This window comes from Vibrio sp. RW (assembly GCF_027587105.1).
In the GTDB taxonomy this organism is placed as follows: domain Bacteria; phylum Pseudomonadota; class Gammaproteobacteria; order Enterobacterales; family Vibrionaceae; genus Vibrio; species Vibrio toranzoniae.
In genome coordinates this window covers 131,932-157,153 of record NZ_JAPPTM010000003.1, presented here as the reverse complement: position 1 = coordinate 157,153, position 25,222 = coordinate 131,932, and the positions used below count along the sequence as shown (strand labels likewise).

Sequence of the window (25,222 nt, the reverse complement as noted above, 5' to 3'; positions counted from 1 at the left end):
TCACCAAAGCGCTCCGTGCTGTCAGCGATTACGCTTGGTTAAGTACTTCCGCTAAGCGTTTCACCGCTTCGGTCAATTCTTCAGGGTTGGCGTTAGTGAAGTTTAAACGCAGTGCGGCTTTTGCTTCATCAGCCTTTGGATAGAATACTGGGCTTGGTACAACCGCCACACCATTGGAAAGTAAAGTTTTAGCCAGTTCGAAGGTGTCGCACTCTGGGATTTCTACCCAAATGAACATCCCGCCATCAACGGATTTTAATACGCAGTCAGCAGGCAGTTGTTTCTCTAGTTCTGAAAACAGCACTTCATAACGAGACTTGTACAGGGTGCGAATGTTTTCCATGTGCAGGTTGAAATCTTCATGTTTTAGAAGACCAACAAGCAGCGCTTGCATTGGTACGCTTGAGTGTAAATCTGCGCCTTGCTTCACTTTGATCAGTGGCTCAAGGTAGCTGCGTTTACCGGTTACCGCGCCGATACGTAGACCTGGTGATGCAATTTTAGAGAATGAACGAAGAACGATAGAGTTATCAGGGCAGAACGAAGAAACCATTGGCAGTTCAGTGCCGGTAAAGCGCAGTTCGCGGTATGGTGCATCTTCAATGAATGCCACGTTGTATTTGATACACAGCTCAGCCACTTTTTGACGAGTTTCTGTTGTCCAACAAACGCCTGTCGGGTTGTGGAAATCTGGCACGGCGTAGAACATTTTTGGCGATTGCTCTGCAAAGCATGTTTCTAGTTCATCGAGGTTCGGGCCAAGTTCTGTTTGAGACACAGTCACAATGTTCGCTTGAACCAAACCAAACACTTGCATCGCACCCAAGTAGCTTGGCGCTTCCATTACAACCACATCATTCGGATCAACATACGCACGAGCAATCAAATCCAAACCTTGCTGAGAGCCAGTACAGATCATGGCTGTGTGAGTCTCTGGCAGTTGGTAGCTTTGCGTAAGGTGTTCAAGCAACGGGCCGTAACCCGCGGTCGAGCCGTATTGGAAAACTTCAGGCATGTTCGCTAGGTTTTCTAGCGTTGGCTTCATTAAATCGATAGGGAATGTTTTTTCGTCCGGTAAACCACCTGCCAATGAGATGACATTTGGATCGCTTGCGGCTGCGAGGATCTCTCGAATGTATGAAGATTGAATCTGTTGTAATGACTGTGCGATTTCCATGTGTTGTGTCTCGTCGTTTTTCGTTTTTATTTTATCGCTTGATATTACACGGCAATTGTAAAAAACGGCGTGTCCATTTATGCTTATAAACATGTCCATTTATGCTATTTGAACAATGTCGCGACAACACATATCCCGAATCAATGATGTTCTGTTCCATATTCATCAAGACATCAGTCAGCCTTTGTCGGCAAAAGCGCTCTCCGAGATTGCGGCTTATTCCGAACAGCACTTTCATCGCACCTTCAAAAGCGTGGTTGGGGAGTCATTGCACCAATACATTCGACGCACTCGAATGGAATATGCGGCCAACCAATTGATGTTCGATACCACGTCTTCAGTGGTGGAAATTGCCAGTAAGTGTGGTTTTAGTTCGGTGTCTTCGTTTAGCCGCGCGTTTAAAGCGACCTTCAACATGTCACCGGGTGAGTGGCGTAAACACGACTTACAGATAGCAGAAAAACCCTATTTGAAAGATCCCGAAGTGGCAGCGGGCTATTTGAACGTGGCGCAGCGAGCGCTACCAGAACCTAAGATAGTTGAAACACCGGATCGCATGGCGGCTTATGTTCGACATACGGGTTATAACCGCTCCATTCGCAACGCATGGCTGATATTGAAAGCGTGGGCTAGCTCTGAACAGCGTGACTTTTCGAGCCAGTTTGGTTTGCATCACTCAAACCCTGCTTGGATTGAGATGGATCAGTGTCGCTATGTGGCGTGTATCGCGATTAATGAACCGATTAAGTACCGCAGCGTGGTTAATCAGATGGTGATTCCGGGCGGTTTACATGCTGTGTTTCGATTGAATGGTCGCTATGGTGAGTTGCTACCACAGATCAGTATGGTATTAGAAAAGTGGCTACCTACGTCTGGCTTCAAGCAACGTTCTACTCCGGCTTATGTGCATTATCATCAGAATCACTTTCTCAACAGTGATGAAGTGTTTGAACTCGATTTTTACCTTCCCGTGAGTTTTTACTAACCGATTAAAAGCCACTCATTTTGCTTGTTAGCGCAAACTCAATTAACGATGGTTGTGGTGTTTTCTTGAATCAAGAGAGAAATGCTTTGTTGATAATTTACTCTAGTAGATGATGACAACGTACGGATTAAACGATAGCATCCCTTCTAATTGCAAATAGTTCTTAATATCACTCGCTAGAATATGACCATTACCCACAAAGATTATCTAAAAATCGCTTTCCCTTTCATCATCTCAACGGTGACTCAGCCTCTGCTTGGTGCCGTGGATACTGCCGTGATTGGCCAGCTTGGTATTGCTGAACTGATCGGTGGTGTGGCGATCGGCACCATCATCATGAACACCATGTATTGGTTGTTTGGCTTTTTCCGTGTCAGCACTACAGGGCAAAGTGCGATGGCATTGGGGAAAGGGAATCGCTCTGAGCTAGCGGGCAGCTTGATGCGCCCATTTGTGCTGTCTGGTTTGGTGGGGTTGGTCTTTATCTTGATACAACCGCTCATCTGGCAAGGTGCAATGTGGGTGATAGAGCCTGAAGCCAATGTGGCCGAGCAAGCGCATATCTACTTCGGCATTTTGATTTATGGCGCGCCTTTTGTGCTGCTCAACTACACCATTATTGGTTGGTTAATGGGGCAGGCGAAAGCCAAAGAAGTCCTTTACACACAAGTGTTTGGCAACGTGTTGAACATTGTTTTAGATGCGTTGTTTGTGCTCTATTTCGACTTGGGTGTGGCTGGTGTTGCTTACGCAAGTTTGATTGCACAAATCACTACTTTTGCGATTGGTATGACGTTGGTTATGAAAACGAGCAATATCTCGGTCTCTGAGTTCCTGCAAGGTTCGAAGATGACCAAGAAAGACCTGTCGACAATCATCTCATCGAATACCGACCTACTGTTACGTACAATTTGTATCTTAGTGTTCTTCAACATGATGGCGCGCACTGGTTCTAAACTGGGTACCGATGTTCTGGCCGCTAACGCGATTCTGATGCAGGTGACCTTTATCGTCAGTTACATGTTTGATGGCATTGCTAACGCATCGAGTGTGTTTGCGGGTAAAGCAGTTGGTCAGAAAAGTGCGTCGATGTTGGATCGTGTGTTAAGGCTTAACTTCCAGTGGACGGCCGGTTTTATTGCTGCGCTGACTCTGTTGACCTTGGTATTTAAAGACAGCATTATTTTCTTGTTTACCGATATTCCAGCGCTGGTTGCCTTGTATCAAGAGATGGCTCCGTGGCTGATTGTATTCCCGCTGGTGGCTGGCTTTGGTTTAACGGTTTACGGTATCTTTACTGGAACAGGAACCACACGTCCGGTTCGAGACTCTAGTATCGCGACTTTGTTGGTATTCTTAGCGGTACAGGCGTTCACCATTGATATCTGGGGCAATCATGGTCTGTGGTTGGCGTTTACCTTGTTCTATCTTGGACGAATCGCATTTTTATACCCGTTCATCGCTCAAGTTAAGCAGAAGTGTTTCCCAGCAGAAAATGTATCAGCGGCGTGTCATTAATTTAGAACGACCATCGCCACTTCTAAAACTTTATGAAAGCGCTTTACTATTTATGCTCAATAAATTTAGTGAGCGCTTTTTTTCTATCTAATGACTGATTAGAGCCGGTCAATCAAACAGCAAAAAAATGCGATCTAGTTCAATGTTCGCTTTTCATCACCTCAGCTAAATGATAGAGTTGTTATGTTATAACATCTATTTGTGAGTATCTGCGTGAAAGCCCCACTTTTGTCTGTTGACCGATTAACGATCAAAACCTCTTCGAAAACACTTTTCCAAGATATTAATTTCGATGTGTATCGAGGAGAACTGTTGGCGATCATGGGTCCTTCAGGCATTGGTAAGTCGATGCTTTCACGTGCGATCGCGGGCTTTATGCCAGAAATGGTTGAGGCTGAAGGTCATATCTCTCTATCTGGTGAAGCGGTGTGTGGTTTGCCGATGTTGCAAAGAACGGCAGCACAAAGGCCGGCGGTTATCTTCCAAGATGCGCTTCAAGCGTTAAACCCTCTGGTTTCCATTGAAGGCCAACTTTGCCTTGCCTTGACGGGTACTCGCACCAAGCTTAAATCACAAGACAAAACTAAGCTCACCGAACTGTTGGTGCAGTTAGGATTCCCAAATCCAGAAACCATCTTGCCGTTGTATCCGAGCCAAATCTCTGGAGGACAACGTCAACGAGTGTGCATTGCGATTGGCTTGTTGAGTAACGCCGATATCATCATTGCAGATGAACCAACCAGTGCGTTAGATCCGGTAACAGAACAAGAGATACTCAAGCTGATTCGAGACAATGTAAAGCAACGCCAAATTGGTGGCTTGTTGATTACCCATGACCTGCACAGCGCCTTAGCGTGTGACAAGTTATTAGTCATCGATGATGGCGGTGTGGTGGCTTATGGTGCACCGAAACACGCGCTGGAATCGAGCTCTCATGCTTTCTGCTGTTCATTGAGAGACCTAATCGAATGAGCTCGATCTTATCACTAAATTCAGAAGTCTCACCGTCAATGCCTGTGATTGATTCAGAAACACAAACACCGATTGAGATTAAGTTCGAGAATGTCGGGGTTCATTATTACTCAGTGCCAAGTTGGTTGGGTGGTAAGGCGTTCAAAGCGCTACAGAATATCGACCTCAATGTTGAAGACAAAAGCCTGGCTATTGTTGGACGTTCTGGTGCAGGTAAATCTACGCTGATTGAACTGCTGTTTGGTTTGAAAGCGCCTACTCTCGGCACAATCAGTTTGTTTGGTCATTTGCTGCCTATTCGTAATAGCAAAGCGCAAGCCACGGTGTGTGGCTTGATCCAATTGGTACCACAAGAACCACATACTAGCCTCAACCCTTACTACACCGTTCGACAGATCTTAGCTGAGCCGCTAAGTAACCTAGATGTTTATGGCAATCATGAAAGCATCATTGAAGAGACGCTGTTGGATGCTGGCTTACCTGCCACTTTGCTATCACTAAAGCCCAATCAGCTTTCTACAGGCCAAGCTCAACGTGTGGCTATTGCTCGGGCGCTTGTCGTTAGACCCGCAGTATTAGTTGCCGATGAGCCAACCAGTAGCCTAGATCCGGTGAATCGTCAGAGGCTACTCGACTTATTGAATTCATTAAAAAAGAAGCGCGATATGCGCCTTATTTTGGTGACACACGACCTAGGCGCAGCACAAGCGCTTTGCGAAGAAATTCTGGTTCTTGACCATGGCGAGATGGTGGAGCATGGACCGACACCTCAAGTGATGGGCACTCCTGCTCATCCAGCGACTCGGATGCTGATCGAATCTCAGCCTCTTTCGAAATCTACTTGTTAAACACAACCTTATTTATTACGAAATACCGTTTATTAACGAAGCACAGCTTACAGAGAACAATAACTATGCGTTTTAATTCAATCAAACTGGCTTGCGCTCTAGCGCTGGCTCTGCCTTTGACTGGCTGTTTTGACTCCCAACCAGAGTCGAGCGAAGCTGCGGTCAAATCTGAAATTCGTGTTGCGATGATGCAGCCGCCAAGAACAGGTCTATCACCTCTTTCTGATGATGCATTCAAACTGTCGCGTTGGAGCACGGCTGAAACGCTCGTGAACTTGAGCCCAACCTCTGAAGCTCAACCAATGCTAGCGACGGATTGGAAACACGTTGATCCACTGACTTGGCAATTCACGGTTCGCCAAGGTGTTAAATTCCACGATGGTTCTACATTAACTGCAGAGTCTGTTGTGAACTCACTACAGAAAGCGCTGGAAGCGGCGCCTAAGCCACGCATCCTAGATGGTGTAGAGCTAGAAGTGAAAGCGATGGACAACTACCGCGTAGAGATCAAAACCAGCTTTGATGACCCTCTTCTACCAAGCCGTTTATCAAGCCCTCAATTAGCGATCCTAGCAGCAAGCGCGTACCAAGAAGATGGTCGTGTTAGCCCAATTGGCGCAGGTACTGGTCCATTTGAATTGACTGAAATTAACGGCACAACCAGCGCGAAACTAAAACGTTTCGATGGTTACTGGGGTGAAAAAGCACAAGTTGAATCTGTAATTGCAGAATACGTTCCTAACGGTTTTGCTCGTGCTGCTGCTCTAAGAACCGGTACGGCAGACATTGTTGAAGCGGTACCCGTTTCACAAATCGCGACCATTGATCCGAACCTGCTTTACGAAGTAGCCATGCCTCGTACCAACACGCTTTACTTAAACAATAAGTCAGGTGTATTTAGCGATATTGAACTACGTAAAGTCGCTGCTGCTGCGGTAGACCGTGAGCAGATCGTAAATACCGTGTATGAAAACCATGCGGATATCGCGCAAGGCCTATTAGGTCCTGCACTTGCTTGGGCTGAGCCGATCCGACCTGAAGGTCAAGCAATCGACAAAACGCTAAAAGCGAACGGTGAAAGCATTGTTATCGGTACCTTTACTGACCGTGCTGAGCTTCCAGAAGTGGCAGCACTACTTAAACAGCAACTTGAAGCGGCTGGTTTCAAAGTTGAACTGGATATCCGTGAATACGCTCAGATCGAAAACGATGCATTGTCTGGCAAGTTCGATGCGTTCATCCTTTCTCGTGCGACCGTTCTAGATTCGGGTGACCCAGTGGCTTACATGATGAGTGACTTTGGCTGTAAGGGTTCATTTAACCTAGGTCAATTCTGTTCTCAAGAAGTTGACCAAGCGCTAACTCATGCTGATCTACAACCATTAGGTGCACTGCGTCAGCAAGCGATCATCGCAGTTGAGCAAAAAATCCTCAACGACTTCGCTGCTATTCCATTGCTTCACGAACGCGTGATTCAAGGTGAAAGCGAGCGTGTAAGCAATGTGGTTCGTGACCCAAGTGAACGTCGCTTGGTTGACCAAGCTACACAGATAAAACAAGTGAAACAGGCTAACTAAATAGATGTTATCTGCTGAGACTCTGCGTCGAGCCTTATTTATCTTGACGCCTTGGCTATCAAGAATCGCCTCACTGATCGTGGTGGTGATTCTTGTTGGCTTGATGCCTGACATTGCAGGCATCGACCCAAGCCAATCCATTCTGCGTGCGAGGGCGGGGCAACAACATCTGCTTACGCCTGAAGCTTTAGCAGCGGTACGCGCTGATCTTCAGCTAGACCGTTCGGCAAGTGAGCGCCTGATCGATTGGATAGGAAGTGCCTTTTCGGGTGACCTAGGTAAATCCTGGATTGATGGTTCTTCGGTTGCATTAGGCATTCAAAAAACAGCGTCTACATCTCTGTTTTTGATGTCTAGCGCGCTTGTGATGACTTTCGTACTGTGTGGCGCAGGCTTACTGGCTACCTTGCGCAGTTGGAAGAAGGGCAAATTAGGGCAGAGTTACAGCAGTTTAAGCACCGTATTAATATCGTTGCCAGAGTACGTGGTGGCCTCGGTATTAATACTGGTGTTCTCAATCTGGTTAGGTTGGTTACCACCGTATGGTTGGCAAGGCTGGCAAGATATCTGGCTACCGAGTTTAGCACTTGCGCTGCCTGCTAGCGGCCTGTTTAGTCGCCTACTCAGAGACAGTTTACAACGCGTTTTAAATGAACCTTGGGTGATCACGTGGCTCAGTGCCAACGTTCACTCCAACCAAATTATTCGCTTTGCGCTGAAAAGAGCGCTGAGCAGCCTGATCCCACAGATCGCGATGATCGTGATCGGCTTGACGGGTGGCGCGGTCGCGGTCGAGCTTATCTTCTCGATTCCCGGTATCGGTCGCATGATCTTAGGCGCAGCCAAGGCACAAGACTTGCCGATGCTGCAAGGCGGCTTATTAGTATTGCTGCTGTTTTCGATTGGCGTGAGTAGTTTGAGCTTGTTTGTTCAACAACTGATTCTGGGTCACAGCCTGAAAAGCGGTAAGCTGATTAGTAGTCACTCTTCGTTTCGTTTTACCCAGAACCGAGCTAAACGTGTTACTGCTTTTGCGATCTTCTCATTCCTCATTGCTATCGTGGTATGGGCTGCATTCCGAGACCCATACACTAGCCAATTTGCACGTTTGGCATCACCGAGCTGGCAAGCGCCTTTGGGTGCGGATGGCATTGGTCGAGACCTGTTAGCGAGAATCGGCTCTGGTATGGTCGCGACCTTCCAAGCCGGTATCTTGGCGACGTTTTTGAGTTTGGTGACAGGCATTATCATGGGTTTCAATACCCGCTTTAGCCAAGGCCTTATCGAGATAACTAAGGGTATCCCTTACATCATTGCAGGGCTGTTGGTTGCGGGTTTAACGGGTATGAACCCGAACAGTGCATTAATCGCGATTGTATTGGTCTCTTGGGCGCCATTAGCGGCGCATTGCTCAAGCTTGATAGTGGAAGCGAAGGCTCAACCTTATACGCACCTCGCGCCTTTGTGGGGAACCAGCAAGCTTAGAATCTTCCGTTTCTATCTGCTGCCTTACGTATTGCCACCGCTACTAAGACACGCGATGTTGAGGCTGCCGGTGATTACATTGAGCCTGACCTCGCTGAGCTTCATCGGCTTAGGTGCCAAGCCACCTGAACCTGAGTGGGGGTTGATGATTGCAGAGAATTTGCCATACATTGAACGCGCGCCAATCGCTGTCATGGGACCTATTATTGGACTGATTCTGTTAGGTTCTGCAATTAACATGATGTTTGATGATTAACGAAAAGAGCAGGTTACTTAAGTCCTTGATTGGCTATTCGATTTAGCATTTATGTTGTAACCTTGAGCTTGTTTTTTGGAATTGGCTTTTGGCTCGGTTATCGATCGGCTTTTAGCCTAGTTAAGTGTTCAGCGTTAAGGATTCAACATGTATCTCGTTTTGTATTGCCACAATATTGGTATGACCGATTTTTCATTCTTTGAAACGGAAGATTTTGACAAAGAAGAGGGCTATATCGTGCGAGGTAAATGGCCGAATGATAAAGCGTTTCGTGATTACTTGACCAAGGAATTTGGTGATATGAGTGAGTTCCGAGTGATCGACTTAATTGCCAAAGGCGCAGAAGCAGAACACTACTCGCCAGAAGAGTTGATGCGCTTATCTCTCTAACTGTCAGCTCGTAACAACTAGCTAAATAACATGTTTCAAATCGAATAAACAAATGGCAGCCTGATTGGGCTGCCATTTTTTCGTTTTAAGCTAGAGCACGTCGCTCGCAGTATGAATGGGGCTACTGCGCCACTTCGTCCACCAAGTACAAGATTGATTGATACGGAATGCCACTGTGATGCGACAAACCAATCTCACAGGTTCGGCTGTTACTAAAGCCGCGAGTGCAGTTGCTCGGCACTTGCTCTTTGAGTGGATGCACTGCAGCTTCATTTAGCTCTGGGGTGGTAAAACCTTTGTCACCCGCCCAACCACAACACTGAATATGCTCAGGAACGATGACCTCTTCGGTACAGGCTTTAGCAAGGTTCAACATCGCATCTTCTAAGCCCATTCGGCGAGAGCTACAAGTGACATGCAGCATTACGGTTTCTTGCAGTGGCTCAAGGGTCAGGTGATCAAGCAAGTATTGATTCACAAACCCTGTTGGTTCTAGCACTTTTAATGGCTTGGTAAATTGCTCAATGCTACGCTTGGCGCACGGGCTAGTGTCCATCAAAACTGGGTATTCACCTTGACGACTGGCTTGCCACAACACTTCTTCGAGTTGTTGCGCCTTAGATTGGGCCAAGTCGGTCATTCCTTTGCTGTCATAAGGCATGCCACAACATTGGTCATCGAGCTTCTTCGGCAGAATGACCTCAAATCCGGCTTTGTTAAGCAACGACATGGTTACTTCGGTCAGTGGGCGTTGATCGCCCGCATCACTCTGTTGCCCCATGGTGCGACTGGCACACGAAGGCAGGTAAACCACCTTCTTATGATTGCTTGAGGATTCTGCCGTCACTGGTGATGAGACTAGCGAGTGACTATTGGATTGTGGCATCTCAGGCATCCAAACCGGCGTCGCGCCTTTGGTGATAGAGCGCAGGCCGTTGGTTAGCTTTCCGACGGTATTTGCGCCTAATACTTTGCTCGCCACTTGGTTGGTTTTGAGGCCAGCCTTAGTTAGCTTGGTGGTGGTCGAGAAGTGATCCGCTGTCCACTTCGCGATTGGCGTAAATTTCTCGTACTTGGCAATACGAAGCTTCTTAATCAAATCGCCGGTGTTGATTCCCACTGGGCAACGCTCGGCACACAGGCCAGTCGCGGCGCAAGTATCAATGCCTTGGTATTCGAAGGTTTTCTCTAGTTCACTGGCTTCGATCTCTTCCCCTGCTGCTCGGCGGCGTTGCAGTTCTCGGTACAACACAATACGTTGGCGAGGTGATAAGGTCAGTGTGCGAGACGGACAAACAGGCTCACAGAATCCACACTCAATACAGCGGTCAACAAGGTCGTCGGCAGCAGGCATTGGCTTCAAATTCGTGATGTGTGAATTTGGATTGTCGTTAATAATCACGCCAGGGTTGAGCAGTCTTTCTGGATCGAACAACGCTTTGATCTGTTGCATCAAGGCGTAGCCATCTTTGCCCCATTCCAATTCCACATAAGGCGCCATGTTACGACCTGTACCATGCTCTGCTTTCAGAGAACCTTGATATTTCACGGCGACGAGCTCGGCAACGTCATCCATGAAACCACCGTAACGGTCGATCTCTTCTTGGCTATCAAAGCCTTGGGTAAACACAAAGTGCAGATTGCCTTCTAGAGCGTGGCCGAAAATGATCGCTTCACTGTAGTCGTATTTATCAAACAGCTCTTGCAGCTCTCGAATACCGTTCGCAAGGTTTTCGACAGGGAAAGCCACATCTTCAATGATGACCGTCGTACCCACTTCACGCACGGCGCCAACCGCTGGGAACATGCCTTTACGAATGCCCCAAAGAGTCGCGACTGTCTTCGGTTCGGAAGTGAAAGGAACCGATTCAACAATCGTGTATTCAGTCAATGCGTCCAAAATTGATTTACATTGTAAATCTAAGTCCGGCTGGGAGCTGGCGTGTGACTCCACCAAAATAGCCGCCGCTTCTAAGTTTAGGCTCGACATAAAGGCAGGCATACCCGGCTTATCAGCCACTGAACGGAGTGCTCTGCCGTCCATTAATTCCACGGCTGCAACCGGAGTTTTGGACAACGTAGTCACGGCTTTACTTGCCTGCTCGATGTCGGCAAATACCAACAGCGCAGAGGCTTTATTCGGGTGTTCAATAACCGTGTTGTAGGTGATCTCGGCGATGAAGCCTAGCGTACCTTCTGAGCCAATCATCAGGTGTTTGATGATCTCAAGTGGGTCGTGGTAATCGACCAATGCATTAAGCGCGTAGCCCGTGGTATTTTTGAGGCGGTACTTATGGCGGATTCTGTCTGCCAGCTCTTGATTCGAGCTAGTCTGTCTGCGTAAATCAACAATGCCATCAAACAGCGTTTTGTGTGATTGCTTGAACGACTCAACGCTGGCGTTATCTGCTGTATCAAGCAGGGAACCATCACTTAATACGATTTTCATGCTCTCGACGGTGCGATAAGAGTTTTGCGCAGTACCACAACACATGCCGCTGGCGTTGTTCGCCGCAATACCGCCGATTTTACAGGTGTTGATAGAGGCTGGATCTGGGCCGATTTTACGTTGGAAAGGGGCAAGATATTTATTGGCATCAGCGCCAATCACACCGGGCTGAAGAATGATCTGATTGCCGTTATCGACAATCTCATGGCCGCGCCAGTCGTCGGTTAGAGTGATGAGTACCGAGTCTGAAACCGCTTGTCCTGAAAGACTGGTGCCAGCGGCGCGAAAGGTAAAATGAATACCGAGTTCGCGACAACTTTGAATGGTGAATATGACTTCGTCTAAGTTTTTGAGCCTTAGAACCATTTTCGGCACCAAGCGATAGAAACTCGCATCGGTGCCGTAAGCCAAGCGCTTTGCCTCTTGAGTGACAATGCGTTCTGTTTCTATTTTTTGAGCCAGTATTGCTTCGAGCTGCTGATAAGCTTGTGCGTCTACTACTCGCTCATGGGATGTAGTTGTCTCCATCTTTGCTTCCTTGTGCTTCTTATTTGGCACTGATTAGTTTTTATTTTATTTTCCAGTGCTTAAACGGTGTCACAACGGCAGTGGAATTGCTGTGACACCGATTGAACTTCAGTCTAAGTAGACCAAAGCATGAGTCTGAACCTAAATCAGAATCGTGGCGGCTTAATCTAGCCCCACCAAAGATTCACGCGTTAAGTCTTTGATTGTCTTAGCGCCAGTTAGAGTCATCGCAACGCGCATCTCTTTATCATAAAGGTCGAGTAGGTTTTCAACGCCTGCTTGCCCTTGCGCTGCTAATGCGTAAACGAAAGAGCGGCCAAGTAAGGTGCAATCTGCGCCTAATGCCATCATGCGAACCACATCTAAGCCAGTACGAATACCAGAGTCGACCAGAATCTTAGTGTCGCCTTTTACTGCATCTGCAATTGCAGGTAAGGCTTTGGCACTCGATAGAACACCATCAAGCTGACGGCCGCCGTGGTTTGAAACTACAATGCCGTCTGCGCCAAATCTCACGGCATCTTTTGCATCTTCTTCATCAAGAATGCCTTTAATGACCATTGGGCCGTCCCAGAAGTCACGGATCCACTCTAAGTCTTTCCATGAGATCGATGGGTCGAAGTTATCGCCCAACCAACCGATGTAGTCTTCCAGCTTGGTAGGAGAACCGCGGTAAGTAGAGATGTTGCCAAGGTCGTGCGGTTTACCCAATAGGCCAACATCCACCGCCCAACTAGGATGACGCATCGATTGGAATACACGACGCATCGCTGCATTTGGGCCACTCATTCCGGAGTGCATGTCACGGTAGCGAGCGCCCGGTACGGGCATATCAACCGTGAAGACTAGTGTTGTTACGCCAGCCGCTTTTGCGCGTTCAAGAACGTTCTTCATGAAGCCACGGTCTTTTAGCACGTAAAGTTGAAACCACATTGGGCGTTCAATCTTAGGTGCCACTTCTTCAATCGGACACACCGACACAGTCGACATGGTAAAAGGGATGCCTTTGTTGTCTGCAGCTTTTGCTGCTTGCACTTCACCACGTCGTGCGTACATGCCCGTTAGGCCAACCGGAGCTAAGGCAATCGGCATCGCGAGCTTTTCGCCGAACAACTCGGTTTCCAAATTTAGGTCCGACATGTCATTGAGGACACGCTGCTTGAGCGCAATCTCAGCAAGGTCAGCCGTGTTGCGGCGTAGGGTATGCTCTCCGTAAGAGCCGCCATCAATGTAGTGGAAAAGAAACGGAGGCAGTTTCGCTTTTGCTGCGGCGCGGTAATCAGTCGATGCGGATATGATCATAATTTCAGTCCTAAATTCTTGGGATGTTGCCCTTCTATGAGAGCTTAGCTTGAGCTGCTTGTTTTCTTTATAAAATGGCGTTAATACCCGAAGGGTTGATGTGTTCTAGTGTCCATTCCGAAACTCATCAACTGTCTTATGAGACGGTGTTGCAGTCGGGGAATTGGGTACTAACGCCAAGTGCTTTGGTTACGACTTATGGTCTACATAAGTACGTCTGTCATTTTGAACCCGTAGATAACTACGAGGCCGATGATTCCACTCATTACTAAGTAGTAGAACGTTGGGATAATTGTTTTACGCAGTGTTGCGCCTTCGCGTCCCAATAGACCAACCGTTGCCGATGCGGCGACCACATTGTGAATCGCAATCATGTTACCGGCGGCGGCACCCACGGCTTGTAGGGAGACAACTACAACGCTAGAGATATTCAGAGTTTGCGCGACTTCGAACTGAAATTGGCTGAACATCATGTTCGATACTGTGTTCGAACCTGCAATGAAAGCACCTAAAGCACCGACCGTTGCACTCAGTGCGGGGAATGCTCCGCCCACTAAGTCAGCCGCGAAATTCGCAGTGGTTACTGGCATACTTGCCAAATCAGCACCGTTCACGCCAGAGTTAATGAAGATACGTACCATCGGGATAGTGAACACCAGCACAAAGCCTGCACCAATCAGGGTTTTACTTGATTCACCAAAGGCTTTTACTAAAGGTGCTGCGCTGCGTGACTGTATTAGAACTGCAACTAATGCTACGAATACTAAGATACCGCCCGGTAGATACAGAGGCTGAATCGCTGTGCTTACGCCGGTTTCGCCAAGGATGTTGCTGAATGAAAGGCTAACGCTCTTCAGTAGGCCTTTGAATTCAGGGCTCACACGGCTAGCAACCAGAGTCACAGCGAGCAGCACATAAGGTGCCCACGCCATCGCCATGCTCATTTTTTTATGATCTTGCTTATTGCTTGAATGAGTGTCGTCTACATCGACCTTCAAAGAACCTAGCCATTCAGCAGGCCATTTGTCTTCGCTTTCGAAATCCCACTTTGACTTTGGAACAAGGAAGCCACGTTTCGCTGCCGTTACTACAACAGCAAGGCCAACCAAACCACCAATCAGTGATGGGAACTCAGCACCTAGGAAGACACCAGTGAGTGCGTAAGGAATGGTGAAAGCAGCACCTGCGAACAGTGCGAACGGCAGAATATCTAAACCTTCAGTCCAACTTTTGTTCTTACCGAAGAAGCGAGTCAGCATCATTGCCATAAGCACAGGCATCATCACACCAACGCAGGCGTGGATGATCGCAACACTTGATGTGATCTGTTGTAGGTAAGCATCCCATGTTGAACCATTGGCAATCAGGCTTTCACCGATGTTGTGCGTATCCAAACCTTTGTTTACGCCAACGATGATAGGTGTACCAACCGCGCCGAATGATACCGGCGTAGACTGAATCATCATCCCCATTAGCACGGCAGCTAATGCTGGGAAGCCGATTGCAACCAAGAGTGGGGCAGCGATTGCAGCAGGTGTTCCAAAGCCGGATGCACCTTCAATGAATGAACCAAAACACCAAGCGATGATGATCGCTTGTACACGACGGTCCGCTGAAATATCAGTGAAGCCATTGCGAATGGTGGTGATAGCTCCGGTGTGTTTCAAAGTGTTTAATAAGAAGATAGCGCCAAACACAATCCAGAGAACCGACACCGTAATGCCGAAGCCTTGGAACACAGAAGCCAGCACGCGAGTGCCAGACATATCCCAACTTAATAAGGCGATAGCAACGGTCAATGCAAATGCCACTGGCATCGCTTTTTTCGCAGGCCAATTCAGGCCAACCAGCAGAATCGCTGCAACAACTATTGGTGAAAAGGCCAATAGAGCCAGTAGAGTTTCACTCATGGGTACTTCCTCGTACTTGTTTTTCAAACGTTCATGTTTGAAGTGAATAACACGTCATTAGTTTTGTAGGTGTAATTTGAACCCTGTAGATTCAATTGTTGTAATTAGAGTTGCTTTATTTTTAATCGATCTGATTGCAAAAGCTGTTTTTGTAATTGTTTTGTTAATTTGGCGTGAATCTACCCCTTTATTTTTTATTGATATAGGGAAATAATGAAAATAATTAATTCCAAAATTGGCATAATTAGATGCGAGCAGATGATTTGATCCTGTTTTCACAGGTAGTAGAGCTGGGTAGCTTTAGTAAGGTGGCAGAGCAAAATAACCTTACAAATTCGGTAGTTAGTAAGAGAATTGCGCGTTTGGAAGAAGAGATTGGCGTGCAATTGTTATATCGAACAACACGTAAATTAACGCTTACCGAGGCGGGTAAGGCGATGTTACATAGCGCCAAAAATGTGAAGCAGGCGGCTCAAGAGGCTATGGATGCTGTTTCAGGCTTTGGTGAAAATGTCAGTGGCCACATCAAAATGTCAGTGCCTACTATCTCCGGAGATTTGATTCTCGCAGACGCTGTTGCTGAATTTTGTAATATGCACCCAGGTTTAACGGTCGACATGTCTCTTAACAATCGATTTGTTGATTTGGTCGAGGATGGCCTCGACTTGGTGATTCGAACCGGTTATTTGGAAGATTCCAGCCTCATTGCACGTCATATATTGGATTCACAATGGGTGGTGTGTGCTTCCCCATCTTATATAGCAAAAAACGGTAAGCCTATGCTGCCCAAAGAGTTAGTTGAGCACAATTGCTTGCAGTACGCTTACCAAACAACGGGTGCCAGTGAATGGCAATTTTTGCATAGTAAAGACGGTTTCACCGATAACGATAAATACATCGTGCGTGTCTCGGGCTCTTTCTCGACAGACAACGCGACCGCTTTACGCAAAGCGGCCTTGGGTGGTCACGGTATCGCGTATGTACCGCGTTGTTTGGTGTATCACGATATTAGAAACGGCCAGTTGGTAGACATATTTCCAGATTTAGTCGGAAAAAAACTGGGTATCTATGCGGTGTACCCCTTTACTCGCCAGCCGCCAAACAAGATTAAGTTATTGATTGAACACATCAGAACTCGCTACCTGACGATTTCACACTATTTTTAAGCTATGAGTTTAAAGCTTAGGTTTCCAAAGTTACGGCTTCCAAGCAACGGTATAACGTTACCATCACTTTAAATAAGGATCACGATGAGCTATTTAAAAGAGTATCAATATCCAATTACCAACAAACAGATCGTCAGCGATGACTATTTCGGTCAGATCATTGAAGATCCTTATCGCTGGTTAGAAGACGACAGAAGTGACGAAACTGCGCAGTGGGTGGCGAGCCAGAATGAAGTCACGTTCGATTACCTTGCTCAAATCCCGTATCGCGCTGAACTGCGAGAAAGGCTGGCGAAAGCGCAAGACTACAAAAAGAGCTCGCAACCGTTTGTGCGAGGAGATTACACCTATTTCTATAAGAATGATGGCTTGCAAAATCACAGTATTCTCTATCGTCAGAAAGAAGGACAACAAGAAGAGGTTTTCTTAGATCCGAACACCTTCTCGGAAGATGGCACCACATCACTGGGTTCGGTGTCGTTTTCGAAAGATTACAGCTTGGTGGCATACAGCATTTCAGAGGGTGGTAGCGACTGGCGTAAGATCTTTGTTATCGATACCGAGACTAAGCAGCAGCTTGAAGCCGAAATCACAGACGCTAAATTTACCGGTATTTCTTGGTTAGGTAACCGCGGCTTTTATTACTCTAGTTACGATAAGCCTGACGGCAGTCAGCTTTCAGCTCGTACTGATCAACATAAGCTGTACTTCCATGAATTGGGTACAGAACAAACCGATGACAAGGTGATTTTTGGTGCGGACAGTGCTGAGCAGCATCGCTATGTGTCGGGTTATACCACTGAAGACGACCGATACTTGATCATCCTAGGGCGAAAGTCCACATCAGGTAACAGGCTGTTCTATATCGACTTAAGTTCAGATGAACAAACCCTAAACACACTGATTGATCATGTGGATAGCGATACTTACCTTATCGACAATCAAGATGAGACCTTTGTGCTATATACCAATCTCGATGCGCCTAACGGCAAGGTGGTGAGCTTTGATACGCGCAGCCAACAATGGATCGATATTGTTTCAGAAAAGTCACAGCCTTTAGAGATCAGCACCGGCGGTGGTTACTTGTTTGCGCACTATATGGTGGATGTTGTATCGAAAATTGAGCAGCTCGATTACCAAGGCAACCTAGTTCGCGAAATCCATTTACCCGGGCTGGGAACGGCTAGTGGCTTAGGTGGTAAACGAGAGCAAACCCAGCTTTATTACACCTTTACCAACTATGTAACGCCGCCAACGATTTTCTCTTTTGATGTTGAATTAGGCAGCTCTGAAATCTACCAACGCTCAGAGTCTCCGTTTGAATCGGATCAATTTGAGTCTAAACAGGTCTTCTATACCTCAAAGGATGGAACACAGGTTCCGATGCTTATCTCTTATAAGAAGGGACTAAAACTAGACGGCAATAATCCAACCATGTTGTACGCCTATGGCGGCTTCAACGTTAGCCTAACGCCTTCTTTCTCGGGCACTGTTGGCAGTTGGCTAGAACTGGGTGGCGTATATGCCGTCCCTAACCTGCGTGGTGGTGGCGAATATGGCAAGGCGTGGCACAAAGCCGGCACTCAGCAGCAAAAGCAGAATGTATTTGATGACTTCATTGCCGCAGCGGAGTTCTTAATCGCAGAAAATTACACCAGCAGCGACAAGCTGGCGATTCGCGGCGGTTCTAACGGTGGTTTGCTGGTGGGTGCTTGTATGACACAGAGGCCTGAGCTTTTCCAAGTGGCTCTGCCTGCTGTTGGGGTGCTAGATATGCTGCGTTACCACACATTCACGTCAGGTGAAGGCTGGGCGTACGACTACGGTACATCAGCGCAAAACAAAGAGATGTTTGAATACCTGCTTGGTTATTCTCCGGTGCACAATGTGGTACGAGGCGTCGATTACCCAGCAACACTGGTGACCACCGCAGATCACGACGACCGCGTGGTGCCAGCACACTCTTATAAGTTCATCGCAGAGCTACAAGACAAGAATGAAGGCGGCTCACCTGTGATGATTCGTATCGATGTTAATGCGGGTCATGGCGCGGGAATGCCATTGAGCAAAGCGATCGATCTCACGGCTGATATCTATGCGTTTACCCTGTTCAATATGGGAGTTGAATTGTGAGAGGGCAATTTGTCTACTTCCAATAAGATGTGAGTATTTACAATAAAGATTAATTGGTTTTTTACCATATCAAGTAATACGGGGCAGGTAAGCTAAAACACTTCTGCCCCCTTTCTACTTTAGCGTGATACTCAGCAACGGGGTACGCTGCTGAGTTTGCAATACGTGATGTTATGGCAGATATCAGAACATCACTGCACGGACACTTCCAAAAAGTTGTCACTTCTTAACATTTCTAGGCAAGAGTCTCGCCTGTATAATCATGCACCTTGCTTGTGGCGATAATTCGCTATTGGATATAATGTTTGCCAGCGCCTTTGCCAAATTGGCAAAAGATAAATTAACTCAAGTAGACGCTATTTTACTTCTTATACCGAGCGTTTCCTGATGACCTTCAATTCAGGAAAACAGCTGTGTTGCGCAGTAGAGCAATGTCAAAGCTAATGTCATGTTGATAGTTTTGCCATGTTTTTGGAATTGCGATTGAAGTAGTTTACCTGCTACAGCCCATGCTAAGTTGCTAACTAACGCGATAAAAGCAAGTAGCAGACTCGTCGCTGAAACACAGCTTGCCTATAAAATGGCCAATGTATTAAAAGAATTCAGGATAAGAGCACCCAAGGTAAAGCTCTCTCTACAATCCCAAAATTGTTGTCAGATCCGAGATGATTTGATTGCTGACAAAGCCGATTTGGGTGTGTTCTACCAAGTGGGAAGTGGTAATGCGCTGAAGGTTCATGAATTCAAAGAAGAGCCTTTAGTACTGATAGCCTCGCCAATGTTAAAAGGGATGGAACTATAGGAGAGGGATACACACTTTGACTTAGGTTTCATCAGTAACGGCCCCAAGTGTTTATTTAGACAGATCTTTGAAAGTACGATTCAAGAGCGCAACATCACCATCGATAATATGATTGAGCTAAGCAGCATCAACACCATCAAAAATTGTGTCGAAAGCAATATTGGCATCTCTTATCTACCTCGCTTTACTGTCAAAAAAGAATTGCAAGATGGCAGCTTATAAGAACTTAAGTTCACCGATAAGCCACAGATGGTCAAACCACAGTGCGGTTACCATGCAGGAAAGTGTGTAACCCCTGCTATGGAGGTATTTATTGACTGTATGCGGAATGAGTATTAATGGTGTCGTTTCGTAAAGTAATACAGTAACTATGTCTAAATACAGGAACGTTATCGGTAATGTTGTGAGATAAATAAGTTGTAATACAAGGGAGGGCATAAACGTTTCAGGGGAAGGATAATATCTTGCTCAGATTTACTCGTTAAGTCGATAAACTTATTCTCCAATTATAAGAGTCCTTGAAGTTTGGCTTTTTGGGGGAGTTTCTGCGCAAGCAATGCTGTTCATCCATGTTGTTAACTGGAGTGGTAAATACTCGAAAGGTTCACAAAAGAAAGCTAATGCGAGTAATCGAACCTTCAATGAACACCAGTAAACTATCTACCATTCATACTTAGGTACCAAGCGACTATTAATACTAACGTTATAAGGCCTAATGTTGCAAATTGATATTTTTTTATCAGTTCTTCTGCTTTGTTCCCAGCAATATATACTACCAACGCGATACCAAAGTACCTAATGGCACGAGATAAGCCTGTAGCGAGTAGAAATAAAGGGAGTGAAAAATGAGTAGCTCCTGCTGCCAACATAGCAATTTGGAAAGGAATGGGTGCGATGCCCAAGGTCATGACAAACCAGAAACCCTCGGTTCTTATCCGTAGCATGGCAGTATCTAATTTTTGCTCTGTTACCCAATGAGTGACTACCCAGTCACGTAGTAGTTCGAAAATATAGTAACCAAACGCATACCCCAACAGTGCGCCGACAACACAGCCTAGAGTCGCGATAAGTGCAACTTGCCAAAGCTTATCGCGTCGTTTTTGCAACAACGGAATAAGCAATACTTCCAATGGAATAGGTACAATCGTAGATTCAAGAAGAGAGGCAGTGAAAACACCACTCAACATATTTTGAGACTCAATCAAGTCTTTGGCTTTTCGTTTTAGTATTTTAAGCATGAAATTTTCATCCTTCAAAGTGATACGGATTGAGCCTTAAAAGCTAACTGCGCCTCTCTTGTCAATAGATCATAATAACTTTCCTCTTCGTGCATCATTCGGGATTATTTGATTAGCTTAGAAATAGCCCACCCTGCTATAAAACACATCCAGATCCTAACACCACTTTATTAAACTCAGTCTTATGAACCGCATTAGAATCGATATTCCACACCTAACGATACTTGGTTAAAATCTGTTTCTGTGCTTGCACCATTCGTAACATTCTCTGCTTTGAGTTCTACGTCGTACCACATATATTCAGCATTGATTAAGAATTGATCTGTCACTTTGAAACCCACACCGGCGCCAGCGAATACACCTTCGTCGTCTTTACTGCCCCTGAAGTCCGCAATATTGTAGTCTGTCGTGTACCACATTTGACCACCTTTTGCGTAAAGATCAACACGCTTAGCAATAGGAGCTATAACTTTTAGAGCAGCGGTATAGCCGTCTGTTTCGGTATTAGCTAAATTATTACCATAGCTACCAAAATCAATATACCCCCCCTCTAACGCTAAGTAAGGGTTAAAACGATAACCGACTAAACCTTGAGTAGCATCGCTGTCATCATCAAAGTCATCTTGCCCATCAACTTTCAAATAACCATAGTTGGCACCCACATAAACACCATGCTCGTTGGAGTCCGCAGCGTGTGAAAGAGTATTAAAGGTTGTTAAAGTAAAAAGGCTAATCAAAGTAACAACATTGCTTTTCATTTCGCTCTCCTAATATAAGTTCCATTCAAATATCGATTTATATAGAGCAAAAGAAATGCCAACTTTAAAAACCACTAAAAGCATACTAAAACTAACATAACATTAACAAAACCCGGTTGAATATCGATAAAGGAAGAAAAATTAATCTATTTATTACCTTATAAAAACATTTTAATATTAAGGTAAATACACACCGTGAAAAATATTCTTGTTGTTATGTAACTTTTTCAAAAAAATAATAAACATAGATTTTTCTAAACTCGATTCGAAACCACCTATTATTTAGTGAAATTTTAAAATAGATGTGATGACTCTAATTACCAGTTAAGGTGAGAGCATGAAAACGAAGCTATTAGTCGTTTGGGATAGGCTATGTTGCCCAAAGGGTTTATCATGGATACTCATTGCAAAGTACCCTCAGATAATGCGTTCACAACACAGGTATTTGCATGGTTTCATGCCTATCTTACTTCTTCGAATGGATTGAGTACTGCCGAAAACCAGAAAAGCCATCGCTTAACATCACAAGCACTGAAAATCAGGGTGATGGCAATGGCTTGGCTCAAACTGAGGTTAACAATGACAAGCAAACACCGCCAGCATCATAAGAGGCCGTGTGACGTGTGCTCATGAACAATTACATCTTAGCGAAATTATTCGTCACTATGCTTGATAGGCTTTCTCCTCCTTTCGCCTCAAAGTCCAGTGTTCGAATAGGAAACGGAATCGTGATACCAGCATCCGACAGTGCTTCCTTAATCGCTACAATGCTGTCATTTTGTGCTTCCATGTAACCAAAGTCGCCAGGGTAATCAATCCAAAACCATACCAACAAATTGATGCTACTATCGGCGAAACTAGCAGCATGAACCGCTGTGTCTTCGTGGTTGCTCACATAAGGTTTTTGATTAATAGCTTCTATTATTACTTTGGTCGCTAAATTAGGACTGTCCGCGTATGAGATACCGACAGGAATTTCTATTTTTCTGAGACCTTTTCGGCTGTAGTTCGTCAATATGTTACGAAAAACCATTTTATTTGGAATCATGACGTGCTGACCTGAAAACGTCTCTACAAGAGTATTGCGCAAATTAATTTGAATAACTTGCCCCATTACGCTGTTGGATTCGACAATATCGCCTATTTTAAATGGCTTGCGGATACTCATCGTGATCCCTGAAATCAGGTTTTCGGTCATATCTTGAAAAGCAAAACCAATAGCAAGCCCCAAAATACCCGCCCCTGCTAGGAGTGATGTAACCGTACCTTGCAATCCAACAAAGTCTAAAGCGACAAAAAAACCAACGGTTATAATGATCACTTTAACAATCGATGCTAATAAGTTGGTTGCTTCCTTTGAATCTACGACTCGGTTGCTCAAGTTCCTAAATAATCGACCGCCTAGGTTGGCGATAAAGATAAAAGCAAACAACGTAAAGAGCGCAACAATAAGATTAGGAATCAACTTGATGGTTTCAACAAGCCAATGCTCCAGCTTTTGCTCAATTAAATGGTTAAACTTCTCAATGTCGAAAGAGAGATTCATCTCCATGGTGATGTCCTTCATTCATGATTGGTCTTGTGATCAGTGACTATGGAATGCAAACGGATAAAGCTTGGCTTTTGATGCTTATCTCAAGTGATTCAGCGGAGAACTTTTCTCCATCAATGACATAGTGGATCGGTCGATTTGATTCTATTTTGACTTGCTTTGCAGGCTCATAGTCAAAAAATGAGACTTGTTCTTTGAGGCCTAAGCTTGAAAGCAACACATCAGACAGCGCTAACGCTCTTTCTCCAAGCGAAGCGGTATTTTCTAAATAGGTAATATGCAATTGACCATCATCAGGTCTTGGCTCTTTCCCCCCTTGGGCAAGGACCGTGCTAAAAGGCGACGTGTTGGCAACCACTAAGCTTTGTAATTCAGCTTCTCGTGTTGGCTCCCCATCCTTAGTGACTTCAAACCACTGGCTTTCTCCTGCTACAACCGCAGAAAATAAACCCGACAAGTAAGCAAGTTGGCCATTTTTATTTTTCTGTTCACGATGAGCGTAATCAATCATCTTCTCTTCAAACCCAATACCAAGAATAAGCAGTATTGGCTGGTCGTTACAGTACGCCAAATCCATTTTTTTAGACTTGCCAGATAGAATAGCCTCGCAGGCCTTTTCAACCGGTGATACTTTTGTCGCAAAACCATAGAGCACATGGCATAAAGCATTTGCCGTACCCAATGGGATAACCCCGAGTGCCGTGTCTGTCCCCACGATTTGTCTTGCCACCTCGCTGACGGTGCCGTCTCCGCCAGAGACGATGATATGAGAAGTATTTCGATCTTTTGCTTGTTCGGCTAGAGATTCCGCTGATACTTCTTTACTGGTGGTCACTATGTCTAAATTGAACTTTTGGGTAAGCTCTCGAATAACCTGCTGCTCACTCGTTTGCCATTTGCCTCCACCTGCAACAGGGTTAGCAATTAGGCAGCATTTGTCTTCAAGATTGAGCAGCCCCTTATCACTGATAGCATTCAGCACCTTTAGTTGCTTTTTGTTCAACTGTGCAGTGCTTCGTACATCATTGATATTTTTGAGCACTTGCTCCACACTCAGAGATGAATTTTTCGCTAACAGGTATGCTGCAACCACAAACACAGAGCGACCACGGCCAAGTGCACAATGAACAACTACGGACCTTGATTGGCTTATCTGAGTATCTATCCAATTAAGGGCATGTTTAAGCTTGGGTAACTTAGGGGCTTGATGGTCAAGTACCGGGGTATTGAGGTAATGAAACTCTTCGCTGGTCATCGCACTCTCTAAACCCGAAAATTCTGCGGTGACATCAACAATACACGTTATGTTTTGAGATTGTAGAAATGACAAATCGGAGGGGAGTAGACGTCGAGAAACATATAAACCTTCTCCCACCTGCTGTATGGGATCGACTTTATCTCTTTTTATAGCCCAAGTATTGTATAAACGAATACCTAGAAAAAAAGGAATAAACGCCCACCTGATCCACCAGGCTATTTTGCCATCATTATTTTTTCTAAATATGGATGGCATCTCGAAGATATAGGCTGCACTAACGATAGACATCGATAACCCTGACCAAACCAATAGTAAGCTGAATAATACATTGGGAACAAATGCTGCTATAGAAAAACAAGCGATAGCAATGAGTATATAGTACTTAACGATAAACATAGTGAGGCCTTAATTTCTCTGTGTATAAAAAAAGCGGGCCCATAAATGGGCCCAAGTTGTTAAACTAAAACCTACGCTTCACTATCCAACATAGGTGACACTTCGAATCAAGCCATCTCTTGCTCATATTTTAGAGCCAAAGTTTCTTTCTGATCTGAGTCTAAAACTTTGCCAGCCGTTTGAAAGAAATGCTGCTCTTCTTCTAAATGATGCTCTACTTTGTGTTTAAGTGTCTTCATCAGTGTGAGCCAAGTTGGTGAGGACATTTCGGTGTCATCGAGCTGAGCAAGCACCTTATCAATACCGTGCCTAGTCATATCAACGGATTGATCACTCTCTATTAAAGGTGCATAGAAGTGGCGCTCTTCCGCGACCGCATGCTTAGTTAATTCTTCTTTAAGATTGGAGTAGAACTCTTGCCTAGCCTGAGTATCTCCTGATGTTTGGAGTATCGCATCCATCAAAAGCCGTTGCTTCTCATGGCTGTCTTTAAGCACATCAAATATGTTTTTCATATCTAGC

Annotated in this window: 21 protein-coding genes and 1 pseudogene; 12 read left to right on the top strand and 10 right to left on the bottom strand. The window is 45.6% G+C overall.

Translation table 11 applies throughout. The features are described 5' to 3' along the window. Positions 1–28: 28 nt before the first annotated feature. Entirely contained in the window at positions 29–1,177 is a 1,149-nt protein-coding gene (locus OCT63_RS03680; protein ID WP_161685347.1) for an aminotransferase-like domain-containing protein, read from the bottom strand. A 115-nt stretch (positions 1,178–1,292) separates the two neighbouring features. On the opposite strand from OCT63_RS03680, the gene OCT63_RS03675 reads away from it, so the two are divergent. The 7 genes from OCT63_RS03675 (at position 1,293) to OCT63_RS03645 (ending at position 9,208) form a co-directional block, all read left to right on the top strand. Then, complete coding sequence (locus OCT63_RS03675) at positions 1,293–2,162, top strand: AraC family transcriptional regulator (RefSeq protein WP_269983225.1); 870 nt, start codon at positions 1,293–1,295, stop codon at positions 2,160–2,162. Positions 2,163–2,345: 183 nt separating this feature from the next. After that, complete coding sequence (locus OCT63_RS03670) at positions 2,346–3,680, top strand: MATE family efflux transporter (RefSeq protein WP_269983224.1); 1,335 nt, start codon at positions 2,346–2,348, stop codon at positions 3,678–3,680. Between the two features lie 213 nt (positions 3,681–3,893). Continuing rightward, positions 3,894–4,652, top strand: a complete 759-nt coding sequence (locus tag OCT63_RS03665) for an ATP-binding cassette domain-containing protein (protein ID WP_161685338.1) — start codon at positions 3,894–3,896, stop codon at positions 4,650–4,652. Then, positions 4,649–5,500 (top strand): ABC transporter ATP-binding protein, encoded by an 852-nt coding sequence (locus tag OCT63_RS03660; RefSeq protein WP_269983223.1) that lies wholly within the window; start codon positions 4,649–4,651, stop codon positions 5,498–5,500. The genes OCT63_RS03665 and OCT63_RS03660 overlap by 4 nt, the downstream gene beginning before the upstream one ends. A gap of 65 nt (positions 5,501–5,565) precedes the next feature. Continuing rightward, positions 5,566–7,077: an ABC transporter substrate-binding protein gene (locus tag OCT63_RS03655; protein ID WP_269983222.1), complete on the top strand. Its 1,512-nt coding sequence runs from the start codon at positions 5,566–5,568 to the stop codon at positions 7,075–7,077. 4 nt (positions 7,078–7,081) lie between these two features. Continuing rightward, positions 7,082–8,818: an ABC transporter permease subunit gene (locus OCT63_RS03650; protein ID WP_269983221.1), complete on the top strand. Its 1,737-nt coding sequence runs from the start codon at positions 7,082–7,084 to the stop codon at positions 8,816–8,818. 147 nt (positions 8,819–8,965) lie between these two features. Continuing rightward, on the top strand, positions 8,966–9,208 hold the full coding sequence (locus tag OCT63_RS03645) for a hypothetical protein (protein WP_161685326.1): 243 nt from the start codon (positions 8,966–8,968) through the stop codon (positions 9,206–9,208). Positions 9,209–9,329: 121 nt separating this feature from the next. Here OCT63_RS03645 and OCT63_RS03640 read toward each other — a convergent pair whose 3' ends face one another. From OCT63_RS03640 to OCT63_RS03630, 3 genes are all read right to left on the bottom strand, one after another. Next, a complete protein-coding gene (locus tag OCT63_RS03640; RefSeq protein ID WP_269983220.1) occupies positions 9,330–12,185 on the bottom strand; it encodes an FAD-binding and (Fe-S)-binding domain-containing protein in 2,856 nt (951 codons plus the stop codon). 162 nt (positions 12,186–12,347) lie between these two features. Then, the gene (gene lldD, locus OCT63_RS03635; RefSeq protein WP_161671952.1) at positions 12,348–13,487 is read right to left on the bottom strand and encodes an FMN-dependent L-lactate dehydrogenase LldD; all 1,140 of its coding nucleotides are present in this window, start codon (positions 13,485–13,487) and stop codon (positions 12,348–12,350) included. Positions 13,488–13,690: 203 nt separating this feature from the next. Further along, complete coding sequence (locus tag OCT63_RS03630; protein ID WP_161671953.1) at positions 13,691–15,397, bottom strand: L-lactate permease; 1,707 nt, start codon at positions 15,395–15,397, stop codon at positions 13,691–13,693. A 248-nt stretch (positions 15,398–15,645) separates the two neighbouring features. On the opposite strand from OCT63_RS03630, the gene OCT63_RS03625 reads away from it, so the two are divergent. Together OCT63_RS03625 and OCT63_RS03620 are read left to right on the top strand one after the other, a co-directional pair. Beyond that, on the top strand, positions 15,646–16,563 hold the full coding sequence (locus OCT63_RS03625) for a LysR family transcriptional regulator (protein ID WP_017054950.1): 918 nt from the start codon (positions 15,646–15,648) through the stop codon (positions 16,561–16,563). An 84-nt stretch (positions 16,564–16,647) separates the two neighbouring features. Then, the gene (locus OCT63_RS03620; protein ID WP_269983219.1) at positions 16,648–18,696 is read left to right on the top strand and encodes a prolyl oligopeptidase family serine peptidase; all 2,049 of its coding nucleotides are present in this window, start codon (positions 16,648–16,650) and stop codon (positions 18,694–18,696) included. A gap of 399 nt (positions 18,697–19,095) precedes the next feature. On the opposite strand, the pseudogene OCT63_RS21500 reads toward OCT63_RS03620, so the two are convergent. Then, positions 19,096–19,260 (bottom strand): annotated as a pseudogene (locus OCT63_RS21500) (cysteine/O-acetylserine transporter); the annotation flags it as partial. A 16-nt stretch (positions 19,261–19,276) separates the two neighbouring features. Between OCT63_RS21500 and OCT63_RS03615 the strand changes: the two are divergent. Next, a complete protein-coding gene (locus OCT63_RS03615) occupies positions 19,277–19,498 on the top strand; it encodes a LysR family transcriptional regulator substrate-binding protein (protein ID WP_269983218.1) in 222 nt (73 codons plus the stop codon). A 30-nt stretch (positions 19,499–19,528) separates the two neighbouring features. Next, positions 19,529–19,720, top strand: a complete 192-nt coding sequence (locus OCT63_RS03610) for a LysR substrate-binding domain-containing protein (RefSeq protein WP_269983285.1) — start codon at positions 19,529–19,531, stop codon at positions 19,718–19,720. Between the two features lie 434 nt (positions 19,721–20,154). On the opposite strand, the gene OCT63_RS03605 is transcribed toward OCT63_RS03610, so the two are convergent. Both OCT63_RS03605 and OCT63_RS03600 read right to left on the bottom strand, forming a co-directional pair. After that, positions 20,155–20,736 carry a YqaA family protein gene (locus OCT63_RS03605; RefSeq protein ID WP_060469034.1) on the bottom strand — a complete coding sequence of 194 codons (582 nt, stop codon included), beginning with the start codon at positions 20,734–20,736 and terminating at the stop codon, positions 20,155–20,157. 194 nt (positions 20,737–20,930) lie between these two features. Next, positions 20,931–21,494 (bottom strand): porin family protein, encoded by a 564-nt coding sequence (locus OCT63_RS03600; protein WP_269983217.1) that lies wholly within the window; start codon positions 21,492–21,494, stop codon positions 20,931–20,933. 449 nt (positions 21,495–21,943) lie between these two features. On the opposite strand from OCT63_RS03600, the gene OCT63_RS03595 reads away from it, so the two are divergent. Next, positions 21,944–22,102: a hypothetical protein gene (locus tag OCT63_RS03595; protein WP_017054947.1), complete on the top strand. Its 159-nt coding sequence runs from the start codon at positions 21,944–21,946 to the stop codon at positions 22,100–22,102. A 29-nt stretch (positions 22,103–22,131) separates the two neighbouring features. Here OCT63_RS03595 and OCT63_RS03590 read toward each other — a convergent pair whose 3' ends face one another. From OCT63_RS03590 to OCT63_RS03580, 3 genes are all read right to left on the bottom strand, one after another. After that, positions 22,132–23,046, bottom strand: a complete 915-nt coding sequence (locus tag OCT63_RS03590) for a mechanosensitive ion channel family protein (protein ID WP_333482690.1) — start codon at positions 23,044–23,046, stop codon at positions 22,132–22,134. A gap of 40 nt (positions 23,047–23,086) precedes the next feature. Continuing rightward, positions 23,087–24,700 (bottom strand): diacylglycerol kinase family protein, encoded by a 1,614-nt coding sequence (locus OCT63_RS03585; RefSeq protein WP_269983215.1) that lies wholly within the window; start codon positions 24,698–24,700, stop codon positions 23,087–23,089. Positions 24,701–24,807: 107 nt separating this feature from the next. Next, positions 24,808–25,215, bottom strand: coding sequence for a hemerythrin domain-containing protein (locus OCT63_RS03580; protein ID WP_269983214.1), 408 nt, complete (start codon positions 25,213–25,215; stop codon positions 24,808–24,810). Between the last annotated feature and the right edge of the window lie 7 nt (positions 25,216–25,222).

What these genes read in the sequence shown, in the direction of transcription:
- lldD (WP_161671952.1), bottom strand. Translation starts at nt 13,487, where the DNA reads ATGATCATATCCGCATCGACTGATTACCGCGCCGCAGCAAAAGCGAAA.
- OCT63_RS03680 (WP_161685347.1), bottom strand. Translation starts at nt 1,177, where the DNA reads ATGGAAATCGCACAGTCATTACAACAGATTCAATCTTCATACATTCGA.
- OCT63_RS03600 (WP_269983217.1), bottom strand. Translation starts at nt 21,494, where the DNA reads ATGAAAAGCAATGTTGTTACTTTGATTAGCCTTTTTACTTTAACAACC.
- OCT63_RS03660 (WP_269983223.1), top strand. Translation starts at nt 4,649, where the DNA reads ATGAGCTCGATCTTATCACTAAATTCAGAAGTCTCACCGTCAATGCCT.
- OCT63_RS03580 (WP_269983214.1), bottom strand. Translation starts at nt 25,215, where the DNA reads ATGAAAAACATATTTGATGTGCTTAAAGACAGCCATGAGAAGCAACGG.
- OCT63_RS03670 (WP_269983224.1), top strand. Translation starts at nt 2,346, where the DNA reads ATGACCATTACCCACAAAGATTATCTAAAAATCGCTTTCCCTTTCATC.
- OCT63_RS03620 (WP_269983219.1), top strand. Translation starts at nt 16,648, where the DNA reads ATGAGCTATTTAAAAGAGTATCAATATCCAATTACCAACAAACAGATC.
- OCT63_RS03650 (WP_269983221.1), top strand. Translation starts at nt 7,082, where the DNA reads ATGTTATCTGCTGAGACTCTGCGTCGAGCCTTATTTATCTTGACGCCT.
- OCT63_RS03645 (WP_161685326.1), top strand. Translation starts at nt 8,966, where the DNA reads ATGTATCTCGTTTTGTATTGCCACAATATTGGTATGACCGATTTTTCA.
- OCT63_RS03630 (WP_161671953.1), bottom strand. Translation starts at nt 15,397, where the DNA reads ATGAGTGAAACTCTACTGGCTCTATTGGCCTTTTCACCAATAGTTGTT.
- OCT63_RS03640 (WP_269983220.1), bottom strand. Translation starts at nt 12,185, where the DNA reads ATGGAGACAACTACATCCCATGAGCGAGTAGTAGACGCACAAGCTTAT.
- OCT63_RS03625 (WP_017054950.1), top strand. Translation starts at nt 15,646, where the DNA reads ATGCGAGCAGATGATTTGATCCTGTTTTCACAGGTAGTAGAGCTGGGT.
- OCT63_RS03615 (WP_269983218.1), top strand. Translation starts at nt 19,277, where the DNA reads ATGGCCAATGTATTAAAAGAATTCAGGATAAGAGCACCCAAGGTAAAG.
- OCT63_RS03605 (WP_060469034.1), bottom strand. Translation starts at nt 20,736, where the DNA reads ATGCTTAAAATACTAAAACGAAAAGCCAAAGACTTGATTGAGTCTCAA.
- OCT63_RS03595 (WP_017054947.1), top strand. Translation starts at nt 21,944, where the DNA reads ATGGTTTCATGCCTATCTTACTTCTTCGAATGGATTGAGTACTGCCGA.
- OCT63_RS03585 (WP_269983215.1), bottom strand. Translation starts at nt 24,700, where the DNA reads ATGTTTATCGTTAAGTACTATATACTCATTGCTATCGCTTGTTTTTCT.
- OCT63_RS03675 (WP_269983225.1), top strand. Translation starts at nt 1,293, where the DNA reads ATGTCGCGACAACACATATCCCGAATCAATGATGTTCTGTTCCATATT.
- OCT63_RS03655 (WP_269983222.1), top strand. Translation starts at nt 5,566, where the DNA reads ATGCGTTTTAATTCAATCAAACTGGCTTGCGCTCTAGCGCTGGCTCTG.
- OCT63_RS03590 (WP_333482690.1), bottom strand. Translation starts at nt 23,046, where the DNA reads ATGGAGATGAATCTCTCTTTCGACATTGAGAAGTTTAACCATTTAATT.